The sequence below is a fragment of the Bradyrhizobium sp. Tv2a-2 genome (assembly GCF_000472425.1).
GTDB lineage: Bacteria > Pseudomonadota > Alphaproteobacteria > Rhizobiales > Xanthobacteraceae > Bradyrhizobium.
The window spans coordinates 81,043-94,681 of the sequence record NZ_AXAI01000020.1 but is presented as its reverse complement, the minus strand read 5'-3'; the positions used below and the strand labels follow the sequence as shown (position 1 = coordinate 94,681).

Annotated in this window: 12 protein-coding genes; 5 read left to right on the top strand and 7 right to left on the bottom strand. The window is 60.5% G+C overall.

Features of this window, described 5'->3' with window-relative positions; all coding sequences use genetic code 11:
* Nucleotides 1–14: 14 nt before the first annotated feature.
* The 3 genes from A3AI_RS0132500 to A3AI_RS0132490 all read right to left on the bottom strand — a co-directional run bounded on the left by A3AI_RS0132500 (nt 15) and on the right by A3AI_RS0132490 (nt 2,017).
* Nucleotides 15–425: a F0F1 ATP synthase subunit epsilon gene (locus A3AI_RS0132500; RefSeq protein ID WP_024519565.1), complete on the bottom strand. Its 411-nt coding sequence runs from the start codon at nt 423–425 to the stop codon at nt 15–17.
* Between the two features lie 482 nt (nt 426–907).
* The gene (locus A3AI_RS0132495) at nt 908–1,618 is read right to left on the bottom strand and encodes a hypothetical protein (protein WP_024519564.1); all 711 of its coding nucleotides are present in this window, start codon (nt 1,616–1,618) and stop codon (nt 908–910) included.
* Nucleotides 1,619–1,816: 198 nt separating this feature from the next.
* A complete protein-coding gene (locus A3AI_RS0132490; protein ID WP_036050288.1) occupies nt 1,817–2,017 on the bottom strand; it encodes a hypothetical protein in 201 nt (66 codons plus the stop codon).
* Nucleotides 2,018–2,574: 557 nt separating this feature from the next.
* Between A3AI_RS0132490 and A3AI_RS0132485 the strand changes: the two genes are divergently transcribed.
* Nucleotides 2,575–2,928, top strand: coding sequence for a DUF6481 family protein (locus tag A3AI_RS0132485; RefSeq protein ID WP_024519562.1), 354 nt, complete (start codon nt 2,575–2,577; stop codon nt 2,926–2,928).
* 105 nt (nt 2,929–3,033) lie between these two features.
* On the opposite strand, the gene A3AI_RS0132480 is transcribed toward A3AI_RS0132485, so the two are convergent.
* The gene (locus A3AI_RS0132480) at nt 3,034–3,282 is read right to left on the bottom strand and encodes a pentapeptide MXKDX repeat protein (RefSeq protein WP_024519561.1); all 249 of its coding nucleotides are present in this window, start codon (nt 3,280–3,282) and stop codon (nt 3,034–3,036) included.
* 393 nt (nt 3,283–3,675) lie between these two features.
* Here A3AI_RS0132480 and A3AI_RS0132475 point away from each other — a divergent pair, with 393 nt between their 5' ends.
* The 3 genes from A3AI_RS0132475 to A3AI_RS0132465 are packed head-to-tail and all read left to right on the top strand — an operon-like array spanning nt 3,676 to nt 6,604.
* Nucleotides 3,676–4,698, top strand: a complete 1,023-nt coding sequence (locus A3AI_RS0132475; protein WP_024519560.1) for a TRAP transporter substrate-binding protein — start codon at nt 3,676–3,678, stop codon at nt 4,696–4,698.
* Nucleotides 4,695–5,249, top strand: a complete 555-nt coding sequence (locus tag A3AI_RS0132470) for a TRAP transporter small permease (protein WP_024519559.1) — start codon at nt 4,695–4,697, stop codon at nt 5,247–5,249. Before A3AI_RS0132475 ends, A3AI_RS0132470 begins: the two co-directional genes overlap by 4 nt.
* Nucleotides 5,246–6,604: a TRAP transporter large permease gene (locus A3AI_RS0132465; protein WP_024519558.1), complete on the top strand. Its 1,359-nt coding sequence runs from the start codon at nt 5,246–5,248 to the stop codon at nt 6,602–6,604. Before A3AI_RS0132470 ends, A3AI_RS0132465 begins: the two co-directional genes overlap by 4 nt.
* Before the next feature lie 33 nt (nt 6,605–6,637).
* On the opposite strand, the gene A3AI_RS43820 is transcribed toward A3AI_RS0132465, so the two are convergent.
* Both A3AI_RS43820 and A3AI_RS0132455 read right to left on the bottom strand, forming a co-directional pair.
* Complete coding sequence (locus A3AI_RS43820; RefSeq protein WP_198030260.1) at nt 6,638–8,548, bottom strand: sulfatase-like hydrolase/transferase; 1,911 nt, start codon at nt 8,546–8,548, stop codon at nt 6,638–6,640.
* Between the two features lie 357 nt (nt 8,549–8,905).
* Entirely contained in the window at nt 8,906–11,392 is a 2,487-nt protein-coding gene (locus A3AI_RS0132455; protein WP_024519557.1) for an arylsulfatase, read from the bottom strand.
* A 214-nt stretch (nt 11,393–11,606) separates the two neighbouring features.
* Here A3AI_RS0132455 and A3AI_RS50355 point away from each other — a divergent pair, with 214 nt between their 5' ends.
* On the top strand, nt 11,607–11,909 hold the full coding sequence (locus A3AI_RS50355) for a helix-turn-helix domain-containing protein (RefSeq protein WP_024519556.1): 303 nt from the start codon (nt 11,607–11,609) through the stop codon (nt 11,907–11,909).
* A gap of 61 nt (nt 11,910–11,970) precedes the next feature.
* Here A3AI_RS50355 and A3AI_RS49520 read toward each other — a convergent pair whose 3' ends face one another.
* Nucleotides 11,971–13,323, bottom strand: a complete 1,353-nt coding sequence (locus A3AI_RS49520) for a tetratricopeptide repeat protein (RefSeq protein WP_245286997.1) — start codon at nt 13,321–13,323, stop codon at nt 11,971–11,973.
* Nucleotides 13,324–13,639: the final 316 nt, after the last annotated feature.

Below are 13,639 nucleotides of genomic sequence, written 5' to 3'. Positions count from 1 at the left end.
TGATTATAGGTCGCTCAGAGCGCCGTCGTCACCGTGATATATTGATGCAATGTCCTGTATTGATCGAGCAACTCGATCTCGCGATCGAGTTCATCGCCGGCTGAGCGCGTCGGCACCGTTCGCTCCATGTCCTCGATCTTCGCCTTCAGTTCCGCGACGTCGAACTCGTCTATCGGGCTTGCGCTGTCAGCCAGGATGTTCAGGCTCGAGGCGGAGAATTCGGCAAGGCCGCCGAGGATGACGAATTTCTCGTCGCCGCCATCCGCGATTACCCTGACGATGCCGGGCCGGAGCGTCGTCACGATCGGCGCGTGTCCTGCCAGCACGCCGAGGTCGCCCTCGGACCCCGGCAGGTCGACCTGGTTGGCGTCGCCGACAAACACCAGCGCCTCCGGACAGACCAGCGATACTTCGAAGGTCGGCATGCCGCTATCCTCTCGGTTTCAAACGTCGATCTGGTTCGGCGCGCGGTCTGACGCGAAAAGACAAGCTCCGTACAACATCCGGTCCGTTGATCTAAGTCAATCACAGCGGAGTTGCCGCCGGGAAGACCGACGGCCATTCTAGCCAGGACGCGGTCACAGCCAGATGTCGGGCCCCCCGCAGCGAAGCGTCGGCGCGTGGTCTCGCGCCCCGGCAGTCATTGACATTCTGTAAAAAAGAACTTTTCTCTTATGGGAATTCACGCATTCTTGCGGACAGCCACACGGGCAAATCAGTGCCGCGCTCAACGGTCAGATCACGCTTGACGTGCACGACAGAGCGGGCTGCAGGGCGCGACGACCGCTAAATCTGAGCCGTCATGCGGGCCGGCCTTGCAGGCACCGCAAGCAATCGCCAGCCTCAAAAAAGAAAGCCGGCGCGTAGTCAGCGCGCCGGCTCCCAGGACAATGCAAGCCGCTCCGGCTCAGTAGCACCAGCGCGGATCGGCCTGAACATACTGGCCGGACGGATAGCGGTAGTAGCAGTTGCCCTCGGCCAGGTAATAACCCGGCCGCGACGCCGCAGTGGCACCTGCAATCGCACCGGTGGCGCCACCGATCACGGCGCCCGCGGCGGCGCCGGAGGCTCGCCCGGTGAGAAGCCCGCCAAGCAAGCCTCCGACCACGGCGCCGCCGACCGCGCTTGCGGCTGGATCCGGCGGAGGCGGAGGCGGAGGCGGTGGCGGCGGCGCATAGGCGGCCACCGGCGCGGGCGGATAAGCGCCGGGCGGCGGCGCCCCATAGACCACGTCGTCGGCATAGTCGTCGGAGATATAGGTGGGCGGACCGTCAATCCGCTCCGGGTAGAAATACCAGACTCCGCCGACGTCCCACCACCAGCCCATGCGGCCGTTGTGCATCTCGTGACGCCAGCGTCCGCCGTCCCAGGCGAGCCGGCCGCGATAGGGATGACCGCCGAAGTCGCGCGCCACGACCGCGCCGTGGGCAAACCGCGCGTCAACTGCCGCCCTGCCCTGCGGCGGCGGACCCACGGGGTGCACCGGGCGGCCGTGCGGTGCCGGCTGGCCAGCGGGTAGCTGACCACCGGTTCCCGGCCGCTCCTGTGCTGAAACGCTCGTGACAGCCATCAGCGATACCAGCGAAAGAACCAATCTTGTTCGGCTGGACGCATTCATTCTCGCATACCCCCTTTTTTGGTTGGCGCATTGGATCAGGCGCCCTCAGTTCCGCGACGACGCAAAGCAATGGGCGCACCGCGTCCCTGGCATTGCAGCGAGCTTTTCGCGCTTTGTCTCGTTACAAATAAGCAAGATCGCGACAATTTTGCGTCGCCGAAGTTTCAGATTTTACTTGCGAATCTGCGTTTGCGGGAGCTAGCGCGCGGGCTCAATCACATTGCAGTTGGTGCGGCCACTCATTACGCAGTCCTGCAGCTTGCTGGCAGCGGTCAGATCATGCGCCAGCCAGACCCCGACCGCGAGCAGCACGATTGCGATCAACAGCCCGGCGACCGCGCCACGCCGGTTGTCGCCTGCCTTGGCACCAGATTTGGGGCCCGATTTGGGTTCAGCCATGGTTGATCCGCCTCGCCTCCGTTGCATCATTGCCCCAAAAGGGCATGCGGGAGCAAGGATGGCCAGCGGTCCGGCCGTCCTTCCGGCAGGCCCCGATCATCCCCGGCGGAACAAAATAGGGCTGGCCGCAAACTCTGTTGCGCGGACGTTGTCCGGCTGCAATGGGGCGGGAACGCCATTTGCCTGCATTTCCACTCGCGCCCAGAACGGGATTGTCCACCTCTTTCGGGCGATCCAGTGCGATCGAGACGAGGGCCGCCGTCACGAGCGCCGCGGCCCAGCCGAGAGCCTTTCGATGGCGGGATGGAGCGATCACAGCCGACACACACTCCTGCTCGACTGTTTCAGAAAAGTTAGGATCGATTTTGTGCAAATGCTTGTGAATCAAGTCCCAAGCGGGTCGATTTTCTTATGACCGACCTGCAATCAAGGGAGTGGAATCTGGATGCGCGACGCTGTACACCGGCGGCCGATTGCCCGAGCGTCAGCCCAAGATGCGATGCGCGGGACAATGAATTTGCAAACCTCAAGTGTGAAAGTGAGACAAGGTCCGATCGATGAGCGGATTTAAGGAACCCGGCTTTGCAGACCGGCAGAAAGCCGCCCAGCAGGCGCGGCAAGATCTTCTCAAGAAATTCCGCGAGCAGCCCGGCCCCGACGACCCGGAGGTTGCGCGCCGGCGCGCCGAGCGCGAGGCAATTGCCGAAAGCCGCGACCGCGTCCGCCAGGAGCGCGAAGCTGCCAAGGCCGAGCAGATGCGCCGCGAGGAGGAAGCGGCCGCCGCAGAAGCCGCCCGCATCGCGCGCGCGAAGGAAGAAGAAGAGGCGCGGGAGGCCGCGCTGCTTGCCGACCAGAAGGCCAAGCGCGATGCCCGCTATGCCGCGCGCAAGGCCCGCGGCAAGAAGAAATAAGGTCGCCCTCGCCGCTTTGCATCGCGCTGAGGGCGAAGGGGATCGCGATCTGAGGCGATTTCAGGCATGGCGCCGAAAGCACCATGCCTGATTGTCGGTGCCGCGTCAGTTCTTCTTCATCATCCCGTCATCTTTCTTCATGCCGTCCTTCGACATCCCGTCGTCCTTCTTCATGCTGTCGTGCGACATTGTGTCCTTCTTCATGCTGTCCTTGGCCATGGAATCCTTGGCCATGGAATCCTTGGCCATCGAGTCCTTCTTCATGTCGTCGGCGAAGGCGGCAGGCGCCAGCGCGAGACTGAGCGAAACCGCGGCAGCCGAGACGGCGAGCGCGAAGCGGGTGCGAATGGTCATGGTGGTCATCCCTTCAAGAGCTGGTGAAGCTAAGCGACTGACGCCGCCTCCCTGCTCGACGCTCCCGGACAAGCGTTTGTTACCGAATGATCCGAAAAATTTTCAACGCCGCGGCTTTGGCGTTTTGCGGCCGCCGTTTTTCTGCCAAATCGACACAATTTCGCCCGCGAAAGTCGTGTTAGTGCGCATTCAGCACATCCACCAAGGATTGGGCCGGGTGTGCACCGCAACAATAGCACGCGGCGTTCTGCGGCGGCATGTGATCTGCCTGTCCAACCTCAACCTCTGGTCTACTTTCAGACTAGAGAAACTGAGGTGGATTTCCGGCTAGAGTGACGCGCAAGGTCGGCTTTCAAGACCCAATCACAGGTTGAACCGCAGGGAACGTTTGTCATGCTTACTCGCCGTCATCTCGTCACATCGGCGCTCGCCGCGCCCGTCATCCTCCGTCTCGGCACCGGCACCGCCAAAGCCGCAACGACGCTGAAGATCTCGCACCAATTCCCCGGCGGTACCATCGACAAGGGCGATTTCCGCGACCGGCTTTGCCGTATGTTTGCCGCTGAAGTTGCAAAAAGGAGCGGCGGCGACATTTCCGCCGAAATCTATCCCAACTCATCGCTGATCAAGACCAATGCGCAGTTTTCGGCGATGCGCAAAGGCGCGCTCGACATCAGCCTCTATCCGATGCCCTATGCCGGCGGCGAGCTGCCGGAGACCAATATCGGCCTGATGCCGGGCCTTGTTGCCACCTACGACCAGGGGTTACGCTGGAAGAAGGAGCCGGTCGGAAAGGCACTCACCGATTTCCTCGCCGACAAGGGCATCATCCTGCTCTCCTGGATTTGGCAGGCCGGCGGCGTCGCCAGCCGCTCACGCGCCATCGTCGCGCCCGAGGATGCCAAGGGCATGAAGGTGCGCGGCGGCTCGCGCGAGATGGACATGGTGCTGCAGACCGCGGGTGCCTCCGTGCTCTCGGTGCCCTCGAACGAAATCTACCAGGCGATGCAGACCGGCGCCTGCGATGCCGGTATCACCTCCTCCACCAGCCTGATCTCGTTCCGTCTCGAGGAAGTCTCCAAGGCCCTGACCTCGGGTGCCGGCGCGTCCTACTGGTTCATGCTCGAGCCGCTGATGATGTCGAAGATCGTGTTCGACAAATTGCCCAAGAACCAGCAGGACATCATCCTCGCTGTCGGCAGCGAGCTTGAGGGTTTCGGCCGCAAGGGCGCGCAGGATGACGATATCGAGGTCGCCAAGGTCTACGAGAAGGCCGGCGCCAAGGTCGCGCCGCTCGACATCGCCGTCGTCAACAAATGGCGCGATATCGCCCGCGACACCGCCTGGAAGGACTACGGCGCGAAGACCGCGACCGCCGCCAATCTGTTGAAGCTCGCCTCCAACGTCAGCTCATGATGCACGGTCCGCTCTCGGGTCGTGACGATGACGCAACGACGGCCACCGGCAATGCGCTGGTGGCCGCGCTTGCGCGTGCGCTCTCGATTGTCAACAACATCATCCTGGTGTTCGCGGCAGTGGCGCTGATCGCAGCCTGCGGCATCCTGAGCTACAGCGTGATCGGGCGCGCGCTGTTCCAGGCCGCCAATTATTGGCAGGATGAGGCCGCCGTGTTCCTGCTGGTCGGCGCCACCTTCATGACCGCGGCCTATGTGCAGTCGCGACGCGGCCATGTCTCGATCGAGGCCTTTGTCGGCCTGCTCTCGCCGCTCGCCAACCGCATCCGCCTCTGGCTGGTTGATGTCGCGAGCTTTTTGTTTTGTGCCTTCTTCACCTGGAAATCCTGGACGCTGACTCAGGAAGCCTATGTCGACGGCCAGGTATCGAACTCGATGTGGTCGCCGCCGCTGGCGATTCCCTATGGCTTGATGGCCTGTGGCATGACGCTGCTCTGCCTGCAGCTCCTGCTGCAGATCATCATGCCGCTTGCGGGAGCTTCGCGCCGATGAGCGTGTTCGGAATTGGTGTGAGCTACGCTTGCGCGACCCTCGTTGCGATGTTCTCAGGGATGCCGATCGCCTTTGCGCTCGGCGCGGTCGCCGTCGTGTTCATGGGCATCTATATGCCCACCGCGTCGCTCGATACGGTGACGCAGAACGTCTACGAGGAGATGGCTTCGATCACGCTGTTGTCGATTCCGCTCTTCATCCTGAAGGGCGCCGCGATCGGCCGCTCGCGTGCGGGCCAGGATCTCTATTCGGCGTTGCATGCCTGGCTGCACCGAGTGCCCGGCGGGCTTGGCGTCGCCAATGTGTTCGCCTGCGCGCTGTTTGCGGCCATGGCGGGCTCCTCGCCCGCGACCTGCTCGGCCATCGGCTCGGCCGGCATTCCTGAGATGCGCAAGCGCGGCTATTCCGGCGGCTTCGCGGCCGGCATTATCGCTGCCGGCGGCACGCTCGGCATCCTGCTGCCGCCCTCCATTACCATGATCCTGTTCGCGGTCGCCGCGGAGAAGTCGTTGGGACGGCTGTTCCTCGCCGGCATCGGCCCAGGGCTCCTGCTGGTCTCGCTGTTTGGGTGCTATGCCGTGCTCCGCTTCCGCCGCGAATATGCCCTTGCCGAAGCGGCCTATGAGAAGGGTGGCGTGACTTCAGCAATTCTCGCCAAGGACGAGTTCACGCTTGCTGAGCGCTTCAGCGTGCTGCCGCGCGTCATCCCCTTCGTCCTGCTTTTGACCGGCGTGATGCTCGCGCTCTATGGTGGTTATGCCACGCCGTCGGAGACGGCCGGCCTCGGCGGCCTCCTGGCGCTTGCGCTGATCGCCATGATCTACGGCGTCTGGCGGCCGACCGACCTTGCGCCGATCCTGACCTCGACGGTGCGCGAATCCACCATGCTGATGCTGATCATCGGCATGTCGCTGCTCTATTCCTATGTGATGAGCTATCTTCACATCTCACAGTCGGCGGCGGAGGCGATCGTCGCCATGCAGCTGCCGCGCTGGGAATTGCTCCTTGCGATCCTTGTGCTGGTGATCGTGCTCGGCTTCTTCCTGCCGCCGGTCTCGATCATCCTGATGACCGCGCCAATCATCCTGCCGCCGTTGCGGGCGGCGAATTTTGACATCATCTGGTTCGGCATCATCATGACCATCGTGATGGAGATGGGTCTGATCCACCCGCCGGTCGGGCTGAACATCTTCGTCATCCGCAACGTCGCGCCCGACATTCCCTTGCGCGACGTGATCTGGGGGACGCTGCCCTTCGTGCTCCTGATGATGGGCGCGGTGCTCGTGCTGTGCTTCGTGCCGGAGATCTCGACCTGGCTGCCGAACCTGGTGATGGGACCCGAGGGCGCGCGGTGACAGGGCGATCCAGTATCCAGAGACGCCTGATCGCTAGCTGAGAAGCCTCTGGAATACTGGATGCCCCGCTTGCGCGGGGCGCATGCGTAGCGAGAGAACGTAGAGCAGTGTTCTCGCGGCGCATTTCGCGCGGGCTATGCCTGATACCTTGATCCTCTTCAATCGTGAGGGCGCAGGATAGACCGGGTGCCCGCCGGCACAGTTGGGCCCTCGCATGAACGGGTCCCGCAGCGAGCGCGAAGACCACAGGTGGAGGCGGAGAGCACTCCGACCTTCCCTGCGCAATGGCTTTACGGCTTCTCCGCGCTCTTGTGCTGGCCTCGCGGGGTTATCGATACTACTGATTTCGCGGTATTTCTCTTCCCGCTCCTCCTGCATCTTCTCAATCGCTCCCTTTACCTTCGGAAGCAGGTCGTAGATCGGTGGATTGTTATTGAGCACTCCGATCTTGAACTGTGGTGGATACTTGACAAGCTCTTTCATGTACCACCCTGCCGCACCTGCCAATGGCACGGCCATCGGAATGTGTCGTATCCCTGCCGGCGCGTCTTCCCTTGGATTGGTGTAGAGGTTCACCGCGGCCCCGCCTCCGGTGTCGACGACGATCGGACCGCTGAACCCGCCCCAGTCGCCCTTTTGGAAGAAGCCATTCTCGATTTCAGCCGTCCAAATGTATTTGAACTCGTCGATGCGGATCATCGCGAAGTACTGATTGAGCGTGTAGATGCGTTCGCGGCGGGCCGACTCGCCATCATCGGCGAGCAGCATGCCGGACTGGTCGACGCCGTCGATGTATGTCGTTTTCGGGAAGAACTCTTCAAGCCGCGCTCCGGGCCTACCGGCCAATGAGACAAGGGTCGGCAAAATATCCGCCTGATCGAACAGACCCTCCGATCGGCGCGGCCCAATCATGCCCTTCCAGTAGGCAAAGGTCGGCACGCGCACGCCGCCTTCCCATGACGAGCCTTTGCAGCCGCGGAACAAAGTGCGGCCATGCGGCGGGATTTCGCATTCCGGGCCATTGTCCGAACTAAGGATGATCAGCGTATTCTCAAGCTGACCGGTATCTTCAAGCGCCTTGACGAGCTGGGAGAGCACATAGTCCATATGCACCATGCAGTCGCTGAACACGGTGCGCGCTCGCGACTTTCCCGCCCACTCATCCGACGGATAGTTATCGAAATGGCAGCCGCGTGTGGCATGGTAGAGGAAGAAGGGCTGCTTGCTGTCCTTCATCTGCTTGATGAAGTCTACACTGTAGTCCATCCAGTGCTTGTCGAGGTCTTTGATAGAGGCGAGGTCGATGAGCTTGACAGTTTCGCATTGTTCGGTGTTGCTCGGGTTACAATGGACCTCATTGTGGTTGAACGGGGCTTCTTCCATCATCCGGAAGCGGGATGGGCTCAGCGCTACCTCAGGATTGAAATACTCGTCGCGCCATTCCGTGTACTCGTCGGACACGCCGAGAAAGCCAAGGTAGTCGTCGAACCCGACGTTCTGAGGCAGGGAGCCACGGTTCTCGCCGACGTGCCATTTGCCTGCCCCGCGCGTCACATATCCGAGCTTTTTGAGGATGCTCGGGAGCGTGATTGCGCCGTCGAGACCGCCCGCTTCACCGTACATGGGCGGCCGAAGGATGCCGTGATGCAGTGGGTTCTGGCCGGTCAGAATGGTAGCGCGCGAAGGCGAGCACGAAGGCGTCGAGTACGCCGAGGTCAGGTTGAGCCCTTCATTGGCCAGCTTGTCCATCGTCGGCGTTTCGTTGCCGACCGCGATGCCTCCACCGTTGAAACCGGGATCCATCCAGCCCACGTCATCCAGCAGGAAGAAAATAAAATTTGGCTTCTTACCGGTCTTTTTTTCCAGGTCAGCGAGCTTAGCGCGCGCCTGTTGCTCCTGTTCCGGATGAGCGATGACCGGATACATGTTGTCGGCCGGCTTCACGGGCGTCAGGTGAAGAAAGTCAGGTGAAGAAATTGGTCCGGATGGTCATAGCCTCTAGCCGTAGTCGGGCCAGTAGCGCTTCCGCGGATATTCTGTGCGATGACTGGTGTAGTCATCATCGCTATAGCGGCGACGCCTGCCAGCAGGCTGCACCGCAATGCACTTGCAATTTTCATGCCCGGTTCCTCCCTACTGCATTATCGCTTCTGACAACTCCCATTCACACTCATGGTCCGGCCCGCTTTCTCACGGTTCTTCGGCCATTAACCCCGCAGCGCCTCCGCCGATGCCGGACAAATGAAGGTGTGCACGGAGCCTCCGGGCTCGAATAGGTACGAGCCTGCAGCACCAAACGATTTATTGCGCCTTGTTCCTGGTTTCCTGGGCCTTTTGCTGCAGCAGCTTTTCCTCCGCAGCACCCAGGGGGAACAGTTTGACCGTTAGCTTGTCGATCTTGCCGGTGAAACGGAACGGTGGCTGGTAGTCGTGATCGTCCACACCCGTGCGGGTGTCCACTCCAACATCGAAGGTCTCATAGATGGTTTCGACGAACGGGATGGTGTGCGGGATCGTCTTGGTGGCAACTACATTACCGTCCACCGACAGCACGCCTGTGCCGCCCTTGCCAAAACCGGGGCCGTCGTATTTGAAGTCAAAGACGATTGTGTGCTTGCCGGGTGCCAGTGCATTCGGGCCTTCCCAACGGAATCGTTCCACGTCAAAGAAGTTATAGACAAAGACTGGCTTGCCTTTGAGCATATAGAGACCATGGCCACCGCCACGGCCACCGAGCGTGTTGATCATGCCCTCTGCACCACCAGGCGGGATATCCACCTCGGCCGTGATCGAGTAAGACTTGCCGGCGATATCCGGGGCGCTGCTGTAGGGGAGACCGGACGATTCACCCGAGTAGGTGAAGACAGTCCGGCCGGCGGTCGCGCTCGGTCGCGGCGTGACTGAACGAGCGCTGAAGCTGTTGTCCAACGGGAACACGTCGTACTTCGTCGCCTCGACCAGAAAAAGCTCCTTCATGTCGCGCAGCTTGTCTGGCATCTTGGCGGCGACATCGTTGTTCTCCGAATAATCCTCGGCGAGGTTGTAAAGCTCCCAGGTGTAGCCGTTGACCACATCGGGAAACTTGCCGAGGCCCAAATCCCAGGGCGGCAGGGGCGGCGTGGTAGCAGCGAGCCAGCCGTCATGGTAAATGGCTCGGTTGCCGACCATTTCGAAATACTGCGTGCTGCGCGTGGACGGGGCATTCACGTTGGCATTCTCAAAGGTGTAAGCCATGCTCACGCCTTCGATAGGCTTCTGGGCAACGCCGTCGACCATCACCGGGGCCTGGATGCCCGTGGCCTCGAGGATGGTTGGCACGATGTCAATGATGTGGTGGAACTGAGTGCGGATGCCACCGGTATCCTTGATGTGGCCCGGCCATGAGATGGCCATGCCTTGTCGAGTGCCGCCGAAGTGCGACGCCACCTGCTTGGTCCACTTGAACGGCGTATCGAACGCCCAGGTCCAGCCCACCGCCATATGTGGCGCAGTCTGATCCGAACCCCACACGTCATAGAACTTCAACTGCTCCGCAACCGGAATATCGACGCCTTGAATCGCGGCCATCTCGTTTGGAGTGCCGAGGATCGAGCCTTCGGCGCTGGTGCCGTTGTCGCCGCTGATGTAAATGATCATCGTGTTGTCGAGCTTGCCCATGTCCTCGACGGCCTGGATCACACGGCCAATTTCATGGTCGGTGTAAGCCGTGTAGGCCGCAAAGACGTCCGCCTGACGTATAAAGAGTCTTTTTTCATCGGTAGTGAGCGTGTCCCATTTCTGGAGCTTGGCTCCGCCGTATTCCGCCTGTCCATCGGGCCAGGGCGTAAGCTGAGCATTCGCCGGGACGACACCGAGCCGTTTCTGGTTGGAGAAGATCGTCTCGCGCAGCTTTTCCCAGCCCTGATCGAACAAGTGCATGTCGCTGATTTTCTTGATCCACTCTGGTGTGGGCTGGTGTGGGGCGTGCGAGCCGCCGGGCACGTAATAAAGGAAGAACGGCTTGTCAGGCGCGGCGTCATTCAGCCCCTTCATGTATTTGATGGCCTCGTCCGCCATGTCGGTGGTGAGGTTGTAGCCAGGGTGTCCAACCCACGGAAAGACCTGTGTCTGATCGCGGAAGAGAAAGGGTGTCCACTGGTCGGTCTCGCCACCCATGAACCCGTAGAAGTGGTCGAAGCCCATCCCGCTCGGCCATTGGTCAAAAGGTCCTGCCAAGCTTAGTTGATAGCTGGGAGTATTGTGATTCTTACCGAACCATGAGGTGGCATAGCCGTTCTGCTTCAGGATCGTGCCGATGGTGGCACTCTCTGGCCCGATGACGGAGTCGTATCCCGGGTATCCAGTGGACATTTCGGTGATCACCCCGAAGCCCACCGAGTGGTGGTTGCGGCCCGTGATCAGCGCTGCCCGCGTCGGCGAGCAGAGCGCGGTGGAATGGAATTGCGTGTAACGCAGTCCCGCCTTTGCGATGCGATCCATCGCTGGGGTCGGTATGACGCCACCGAACGTGCCTGATACCCCATAGCCCTGATCATCGGTCATGATCAGAAGGATGTTGGGCGCTCCCTTGGGCGGCACCACCTGCGCGGGCCAATAGGGTTTGGATTTTGACGCCTCCAGATTAATCTCGCCACCGAACTTCGGTGGTTGCGGCGGGAGATATTTTCCGTCGATCGTAGTAGTCGCGCTGGGCGAACCTGGTGTGCCGGTGGTCTGTTGTGCGCCAGCCGGAATGCAGAGGAGCACAAGAACCGACGCTGAAGAGATCACCAACGTGCTGATCTTCATGACGCTCTCCTCATTTTTGCTTATTGACCGAAGCATATCGTCGCGGTGGCCAGCAACCATGACCATTCAGCGGGGCAATCTGCGCCATCATGTCGAAATGCGTACATCGATCTGACGCATGAGGGAGTTAAGTTACAACCATGAGTTTTAGCGGCCAAATTCGGACCGCAATGCCGCTTGCGGCTCCGGAAACATTGCTGACGATGTCCCTGCAATGGATTGCCCCGCGAACTCCCTGTCTGGAAGCGAGGAGCATCTTGGAATGGGCCCGATCCGCTATCTCAACTTGCGGAGATTGCACCTCGTTCGTCGCGCGCTTTTGCGGGCTGACGCTTCTTCGGCGACCGTGACGCGCATCGTCACCGATCGCGGCTTCTGGGAGCTTGGACGCTTTGCCGTCGCCTACCGCACGCTGTCCGGGGCGCCTCCGTCGGAAACGTTACGGCGTCCCATGCGGGACACCAAGATCCCCATCCCCTTCCATCTTCCGTCTTCCGTCATGATTGTCCGTTGTTAGACAAGTTCAGACAGACGGCAGTGGATCAGGCGCCTCCTGCTGCGGCTGGGGTCCTTGGTTTCTATCGCACGCCATAGCGCGCGAAGTCGTCACCTATGTTCGCCTGGTTTGTCTTCGCCGCTGAAATATCGGCATCGCCGCCAGCCCTGTCGCCCATCTTCAGCTTGGCGAGCCCGCGTCCATAGAGCGCGCTTGCCAGCTTCGGGTCGGATCGCAACGCAGAGCTATAATCGTCGATGGCCGCTGCAGGTTGGCCCATCTTCAGATAGATCAGCCCACGCGAGTCATACGTCGCAGCGTCGGTCGTCCCCTGAAGCGCCCGATTGCAATCCTCCAGTGCGTTCTGCAACGCTCCGAGGATGGCTCGGGTCCAACATCGTCCGCTCCATACGGCTTTCAAATTGGGATCAAGTCCGATTGCAGCGTCATAGTCGTGGGCTGCGCGATCGTATTCATTCTTTTTCAGGTGGGCTCCGGCACGGTTTGCGAAGGCTTCGCCGTAGTTCGGATTGAGCACGATCGCCTCGTCGAATGCTTGGATCGCGAGGTCATATTGGCCCTTCCTCAAGTAAGCCACGCCCCGGTTATTCAAGGGCTTGACGTAAGCTGAATTGAGTTTGATCGATTGATCGAAATCCTGGATGGCGTGGTCGTAGTCGCTCTTTGCAGTGTAGGCATTGCCACGGTTGTTATAGGCGATAGCCAAGCTCGTCGCCGTGCCTTGACGTGCATCGATGAGCGACGTGCAACCACCAATACGAGCGTCAACCGACGCGCGATTCAGGCCGTTGCACAACTCGACGTCCTGGAAATATCGATCCGTCAGTTTCGAAAGCTGGGGTTTAAGCTTGTTCTTGCCCTCTTCGATGAGAGTATCAAATTTGGTTGTCCCATCATCCGAAATTTCGACATGTGGCGTCGTCCCTCGAATGCCCATGGTCGCAACAGGGGTGTCGACCTTCATATCGCCGCTGTGCGCGATATTGCCGGCGACAAAGGTGAATGCTCCCTTGGTCAGATTGAACATGGTCGAATTGGACTTCCCCTTCGGGTCGTACACGTACTCGTCCAAAGTCATGCGGGCGTTGCTCGAAAGATTGAACGAGGAGCCGTCCGTAAAGTTGATGCCGACCCGACCATTGGCTCCGGTCTGGACCACGTCGCCCAGATAGACGAGATCGCCAACCTTCGTTTGACCCGCTTGACTGGGGACGTTTGCCTGAACGACGACCGCACTCGCATGTTCAATCGTGACCGAACCTGTAGCGGCTACAACTCTGCCAATGGGTTCTGAAGCGAGATCCTGGACAGCCGGCTTCGCAGGCTCGCTTTGCGCTTGAGCTGGACCAGGCGAGACACTCGCGAGCGCCAAAACGGCACTTGCCGCCAATAGGGTAATCGCATGTGTGCACATGATCCCCCCTTTCTGAGAAGATCGTGTTCGGGTGCAGCCCATTGGGTTTGTTGAGCCCTCGGCTGAAAGCCGCAACCCATATAATGTCACATCGGCCACGCAGACCAGCTACTCCAAATGGAGTACCCCCGGCCTAATCCGAATGGCTGACTGCGCTACACTAAAGAGCTACTGCTCGTAGGCAAAATACAGTAAAAATAATCGTGATGGGAGGTGTCATGCCTCGCGGCGAAATGACAGCATTGCTGCCACGTCGACGTCGCGCGGAATGTGTTCCCTTCCTGGAACGGTCGCGTTATTTTGATCAGGACATTTC

What these genes read in the sequence shown, in the direction of transcription:
- A3AI_RS0132485 (WP_024519562.1), top strand. Translation starts at nt 2,575, where the DNA reads ATGAGCGGATTTAAGGAACCCGGCTTTGCAGACCGGCAGAAAGCCGCC.
- A3AI_RS50355 (WP_024519556.1), top strand. Translation starts at nt 11,607, where the DNA reads ATGGATTGCCCCGCGAACTCCCTGTCTGGAAGCGAGGAGCATCTTGGA.
- A3AI_RS0132455 (WP_024519557.1), bottom strand. Translation starts at nt 11,392, where the DNA reads ATGAAGATCAGCACGTTGGTGATCTCTTCAGCGTCGGTTCTTGTGCTC.
- A3AI_RS49520 (WP_245286997.1), bottom strand. Translation starts at nt 13,323, where the DNA reads ATGTGCACACATGCGATTACCCTATTGGCGGCAAGTGCCGTTTTGGCG.
- A3AI_RS0132480 (WP_024519561.1), bottom strand. Translation starts at nt 3,282, where the DNA reads ATGACCATTCGCACCCGCTTCGCGCTCGCCGTCTCGGCTGCCGCGGTT.
- A3AI_RS0132490 (WP_036050288.1), bottom strand. Translation starts at nt 2,017, where the DNA reads ATGGCTGAACCCAAATCGGGCCCCAAATCTGGTGCCAAGGCAGGCGAC.
- A3AI_RS0132465 (WP_024519558.1), top strand. Translation starts at nt 5,246, where the DNA reads ATGAGCGTGTTCGGAATTGGTGTGAGCTACGCTTGCGCGACCCTCGTT.
- A3AI_RS0132495 (WP_024519564.1), bottom strand. Translation starts at nt 1,618, where the DNA reads ATGAATGCGTCCAGCCGAACAAGATTGGTTCTTTCGCTGGTATCGCTG.
- A3AI_RS0132500 (WP_024519565.1), bottom strand. Translation starts at nt 425, where the DNA reads ATGCCGACCTTCGAAGTATCGCTGGTCTGTCCGGAGGCGCTGGTGTTT.
- A3AI_RS0132470 (WP_024519559.1), top strand. Translation starts at nt 4,695, where the DNA reads ATGATGCACGGTCCGCTCTCGGGTCGTGACGATGACGCAACGACGGCC.
- A3AI_RS0132475 (WP_024519560.1), top strand. Translation starts at nt 3,676, where the DNA reads ATGCTTACTCGCCGTCATCTCGTCACATCGGCGCTCGCCGCGCCCGTC.